This window comes from Blautia sp. Sow4_E7 (genome assembly GCF_052116245.1).
GTDB lineage: Bacteria > Bacillota > Clostridia > Lachnospirales > Lachnospiraceae > Blautia_A.
This window is the reverse complement of the sequence record NZ_JBQKLL010000078.1, coordinates 1-4,684: the sequence shown is the minus strand read 5'-3', so window position 1 is coordinate 4,684 and position 4,684 is coordinate 1. Positions and strand designations below refer to the sequence as shown.

Sequence of the window (4,684 nt, the reverse complement as noted above, 5' to 3'; positions counted from 1 at the left end):
TTGCCATAACCTATCCTCCGTAATTGTAGTGAAATAGTTTAAATATCTTTCGCCTACAATTATAGAGGAAATCAGAGTATTAGAAAATCCGCAGGAATATTTGGCGCTTACCAACTAAAGAAGAACACTGACTTAAAATCCACGGAATAAATTCAAACTGTGCAATATTTTCCACATCTGGCTTAATCGCGGCATAAACAGCATTTCCGACAAAATTCAGTCCTGCCATTGCCACTCCTTTTTCATTCATAGCATCATAATACAAAGGATAATCCTCAGCAACATGCGCCATTCCAATAATTGCATAATGATTTTTCATATCGCCAACATGGCGAAAATTAAACGCATAATTACGTGGTGTAATTACTATCTGATCACCATAAGAGAATTCATAATCGAGGGTTCGTCCAAAGTAAAAATCTTTTGTTTTATAAGTTGCTGCTGTACACATGATCGTTTATCCTCCTAAATAGATTGAAATATGTCAATGAGCTTTTTCTTGAACAATATTATAGCACAATTCTTTTATTTTGTTCCAACTTCATACATGATCATAACATGTAAACTTTAAACTATTTTCCTAGATTATTTCTCCATCAGTTTTTCAAACCAGGTATCCATAGCTAGGATGAATTGACCTACGTCTGGCAATTCTTGCAGCATTTCGTTTAGGGTTTTGTGCTTCACATATTTCTGCACATACACCCAACAGGCAACGCTACTGGCTTCTGATACAATGTCAGCTATGGTTTTGCGCATATGTTTTGTGGAACGCTTTTTCAGCTGTTCCATTGCCAAGCTGATGGATAAGGCTTTCTCAATCGCTACCATTTCACGGGACGTAACCTTACCTAAAATATGTAATTGAGATTACCGGAGTATCCGACAGCCTTTCCTGCACGATCTGAAGCCGGTCATTAAGAGCCGATTTCTCATACTCATCCAACTCAATTCGATTCTCGGTAAGTCTGGCGGTCTCCTTTACAGCAGTATCGTATCCAGTCAGAGCCGCAAACGGTGAGAATTGAGCCGCACGATCAATCATCGTCATACGTGGCCTTGTGGGCGAAGTATGGTGCGGCAGATTTATTATGTCATCGTATTTGTGTCTGTTGTTTGAATTGCTCATACCGCACCTCCTTATGCTTGGCAACTTCTTTTTTGATCTCAAAAAACTGGAATTTCTATTTTTCATCAGGAGCCTGTCCATCATGTGTCAACCACTTACATTCTGTTAATTCCATATTTGTAAATGTAGCCTTAAATGATGAATTTTCTGGGCTACAAGCATAAATTCCAAACCGTATTTCATCATTAGCTTTATACACATGGCAAATTCTCATCTGCTTGTACTTAATTCCATCTTCAGAACACTCAATACAATAATCATCCTCTCGTCTACTAAATCTATACCACATAGACTTGATTCCTGCATCTATTTCGGTTGTTGCCCAATCTGAATATCCATTATTAGTCACTACACTTCCTAAATGCTGAAATTCTTCGTTCTCATACTCAATTGAACCCTTAAGCCAGTTCTCACTATCAAGGTACATTACAATACCACACTGGTCAAAACGCACCTTGCTCTCAAATTCAGTTTTAACTACGAAGGAAAAGAATTTCTCAGAAGTTTTCATCTGAAGCACAGGAGCATTATCGTTCCTGAAATGATAATAAGTACGCTGCCACAAATCAGTATGCGGATTAGTAATTATCTCAATCTTATCCTCTGATATTGAATACTGTTTAGGTTCTCTTGTCCATTTCCATTGTTCTTTATTTATCTTCATTTTCATTTCCTTTCAATGTAAAAACTGGAATTGTCTAAAATAGTAAGGCCGTACCGCTTACTATTTTTTCTTTTACTGCTGAAACAGTATCTTTGATCGAATGCGTAGTTGTATCTATAACATTTAATTCATAGATTCCTAAATTGGAAAATTGATTCCACATTGTTTCAACTAATTCAATATTTGTTTCTCTGTCTAACTTTGATCGTTCGATAGCTCGCTTCATAGTTTCTTCTTTACTTGCCCTTAAAACGATATAGTGTACTTCATAATGCTCTTGAACAATGTTGAGCCACGGCTCTAAAAACCACGGTCCTACAATGCCATCTACAATTACGTCATATCCACCACGAGCATATCGCTTCGCAGCTTCTAAAAACGCTTCAATGACAATCAAATTTTGCTCATTTGATTCTGGCAAATGCGGTGGTATTGCCCCTTTACTCAAATAATGATAAAAGTCATCTGTGTGCATATGCACAGACTTTTCCAAATCTGATTCTTTTGCAACAACAGATGCCGTTGTAGTTTTTCCTGTCCCCGGCGCACCTGTGATTACAATAATTCTACCTTGATTCATCTATATTTTACCTCCACAAATTCCGATTTGTTTAACTGTTACGAATTTATCTATTATACTTCGTTGTTATAATACTTGGTTATCAATTCAGCAATGTCTTTTGCAACCTCACGAATTTCAAACAGTTCGTGTTCCCAAATGTAGATTGCCGATGCGTCTGTTTCTCCGTTCGCAAGAACACGATAGCAGTAATAATCACCACAACCATTTGTTGCAAAGAAAACAAACCGATTTACCTTTTCTTCATATTCTTCTGCTTCAAGAAATTCGGGAAAAATCTCTCTGTTGTTCTTTGTGTTACTGATGATTTCTTCTGCTGAAAGCAGAAAATTACGGTCTCCATTTGTTTCTCGCAACAAGGCTTTCAATTCTTCTGGAAATGAAAAACCTACAAATTTTTCTGCCTTTGTAATATCCTTTTCGGAGCAAGGAGCTTGTAACTTCGCCCAACTATGTCCTTCTATCAATTTTTCAATCAATTCTCTATACACGATAACACCTCAACTAATTGGAATTGGCTTACTTCTTTTTGTAAAGCCAAAAGAAAATACCACTAACTAACAGAGGGAAAACAAACGCACCAATGTTGACAGGCTTGATACCCCCAACAAAAGACACTAATCCAATTATGGATACTACCAATGCAATGATTGCAATGGTTTTATAGGTTTTCTTATTCATAGTTTTCTCTCATTTCACACTCGCAATGTATGCTGTAGCAAATGGGGTTCCGGTTTTCTGAACCATGTTATAGGCATTATTACCACGCTCACAACCCAAATCTACCGTAGTGAAGCCAATGATAGGCATATAGTTTTTATCGTCCAGATTGATAAAGCCCATCATGTTTTCGGGCAAAGCGTTAAGGGCTTCGGCAAGCAGTTCATTTTTGACGAGTACATCAAAGCCGGACACTTGAAAACGGAAATAATCGCTTTCGTATTCGTCCGTTGTGAAAAGCTGCGCGAGTTCGCTTTCGCTCAAATCCGAAAAAGTAACTTCGCGTGCTGCGCGTTTCGCAAGAGTGCGGCGGTGGCTTTTCGCTTCGCCGACCAAAGTTTTCTTTGCTAATGCGTCGTACTGATGTTGTATTCTTTCCTTGTCGGAAGAAGATAGCTCCATAGAGTTCACCTCCTTCCCGCGTGGAGTAGAGGACGGGAGTTAAGGGCTTGTCCTCTCTGCCCCTTTCGCTCCGTACCCGTTCGGGAGATGGCTCTTGAGTGCGCTTTTCAGAAAAAAGTTGAAAAAAGCAAAATGCGCCCGTCCGCAAGACGCGGACGGGCGCAAAGGAAATGTAAGCAGTAGCTAAATGTATTGACAGTTCACATTCATAGCCGGAATATCCCGCTTGCGGAGCATAGCTTTTTTTGACCGCAAAGCATTAGGCGGGTTACAGTAAATAAAAATGGACACGGCGATACCTCCCCGATACCGCCGTATCCTTAAAAAAGGGCGACTTTAATACACTACCCGCAATCCATTCTATAATAGGGAACAGCGGCTTTTGCGCAATATTAAATAAAAAAGCCGATAACACATAGGTTTTTTGACCTAATGCGTTATCGGCTCTGCGTCTATGCGTCTGGCACTTTTAATCATTTTTTTTGAATTTATTATATGTGTTAGCTAACTGTCCACAAGCCGCGTTAATCTCTCTGCCATGAGAAACTCTCATAGTAACTTCAAGTCCTGCTTGCTCTAATTGATGTTTGAATGCAACTATTTCCCGTTTCTGTGGTGCTTTAATTCTTGAATTGCTTGTTGGGTTGTATTGTAACACGTTAATCATAACTTTTTTGCCCCGAAACCATTTTGCAAGTTGTCTTACATCTGAGGGCCGGTCATTTATACCCGGTAAAAGCAAATACGCAAAGACAATTTTGCGATTATGCCTTTCAGAATAGGATAAGGCTTGCTTAACAACATCTTCAATAGCATATATGCGCATGTGAGGAATAATACGATTTCTTGCAGATTGTGTTGCTGCGTGTAAAGATATTGTCAACTGAATTTTAAGATGTTCCTCGCGCAATTTTTTTAATTGATCGACCGGACCAACTGTTGATATGGTAATGCCGTCGGTTGGAAAGTTGAGCCCATATCTATCTCGGAGAATATGGATTGCTTTTATCAAGTTGTCATAATTGAATAAAGGCTCTCCCATACCCATAAAAACGATACGGTTTACTTTTCGACGCAATGATATTGTCAATATTGGTTGACACATTTATCTCAAAGATATCACTGCCTATGCAGCCAGTCCCAGAGATTCGTAGTATCTCTGGCGCTTGATCATCGGAGGAAGCCCACC

Annotated in this window: 8 protein-coding genes and 1 pseudogene; all 9 read right to left on the bottom strand. The window is 39.0% G+C overall.

Annotated features, from left to right (window positions below):
- Positions 1 to 85: 85 nt before the first annotated feature.
- Positions 86 to 451 (bottom strand): annotated as a pseudogene (locus ACTQ50_RS19030) (linear amide C-N hydrolase); the annotation flags it as partial.
- A gap of 134 nt (positions 452 to 585) precedes the next feature.
- A complete protein-coding gene (locus ACTQ50_RS19025; RefSeq protein ID WP_441485469.1) occupies positions 586 to 831 on the bottom strand; it encodes a hypothetical protein in 246 nt (81 codons plus the stop codon).
- A 16-nt stretch (positions 832 to 847) separates the two neighbouring features.
- Entirely contained in the window at positions 848 to 1,129 is a 282-nt protein-coding gene (locus tag ACTQ50_RS19020; RefSeq protein WP_441485468.1) for a hypothetical protein, read from the bottom strand.
- Between the two features lie 55 nt (positions 1,130 to 1,184).
- Positions 1,185 to 1,793 carry a DUF1349 domain-containing protein gene (locus tag ACTQ50_RS19015; protein ID WP_164811724.1) on the bottom strand — a complete coding sequence of 203 codons (609 nt, stop codon included), beginning with the start codon at positions 1,791 to 1,793 and terminating at the stop codon, positions 1,185 to 1,187.
- 34 nt (positions 1,794 to 1,827) lie between these two features.
- Complete coding sequence (locus ACTQ50_RS19010) at positions 1,828 to 2,373, bottom strand: AAA family ATPase (RefSeq protein ID WP_164811723.1); 546 nt, start codon at positions 2,371 to 2,373, stop codon at positions 1,828 to 1,830.
- Between the two features lie 53 nt (positions 2,374 to 2,426).
- Positions 2,427 to 2,864, bottom strand: coding sequence for an SMI1/KNR4 family protein (locus ACTQ50_RS19005; protein WP_164811722.1), 438 nt, complete (start codon positions 2,862 to 2,864; stop codon positions 2,427 to 2,429).
- A gap of 28 nt (positions 2,865 to 2,892) precedes the next feature.
- On the bottom strand, positions 2,893 to 3,054 hold the full coding sequence (locus ACTQ50_RS19000) for a hypothetical protein (RefSeq protein ID WP_320855157.1): 162 nt from the start codon (positions 3,052 to 3,054) through the stop codon (positions 2,893 to 2,895).
- Between the two features lie 9 nt (positions 3,055 to 3,063).
- Complete coding sequence (locus tag ACTQ50_RS18995) at positions 3,064 to 3,495, bottom strand: hypothetical protein (protein WP_441485467.1); 432 nt, start codon at positions 3,493 to 3,495, stop codon at positions 3,064 to 3,066.
- 469 nt (positions 3,496 to 3,964) lie between these two features.
- A complete protein-coding gene (locus ACTQ50_RS18990) occupies positions 3,965 to 4,600 on the bottom strand; it encodes a radical SAM protein (RefSeq protein WP_441485466.1) in 636 nt (211 codons plus the stop codon).
- Between the last annotated feature and the right edge of the window lie 84 nt (positions 4,601 to 4,684).

Bases quoted from the DNA above. Each gene is read 5' to 3' on its own strand.
- ACTQ50_RS19025 (WP_441485469.1), bottom strand. From the start codon at position 831: ATGGTAGCGATTGAGAAAGCCTTATCCATCAGCTTGGCAATGGAACAG.
- ACTQ50_RS19020 (WP_441485468.1), bottom strand. From the start codon at position 1,129: ATGAGCAATTCAAACAACAGACACAAATACGATGACATAATAAATCTG.
- ACTQ50_RS19015 (WP_164811724.1), bottom strand. From the start codon at position 1,793: ATGAAGATAAATAAAGAACAATGGAAATGGACAAGAGAACCTAAACAG.
- ACTQ50_RS19010 (WP_164811723.1), bottom strand. From the start codon at position 2,373: ATGAATCAAGGTAGAATTATTGTAATCACAGGTGCGCCGGGGACAGGA.
- ACTQ50_RS19000 (WP_320855157.1), bottom strand. From the start codon at position 3,054: ATGAATAAGAAAACCTATAAAACCATTGCAATCATTGCATTGGTAGTA.
- ACTQ50_RS18995 (WP_441485467.1), bottom strand. From the start codon at position 3,495: ATGGAGCTATCTTCTTCCGACAAGGAAAGAATACAACATCAGTACGAC.
- ACTQ50_RS18990 (WP_441485466.1), bottom strand. From the start codon at position 4,600: ATGTGTCAACCAATATTGACAATATCATTGCGTCGAAAAGTAAACCGT.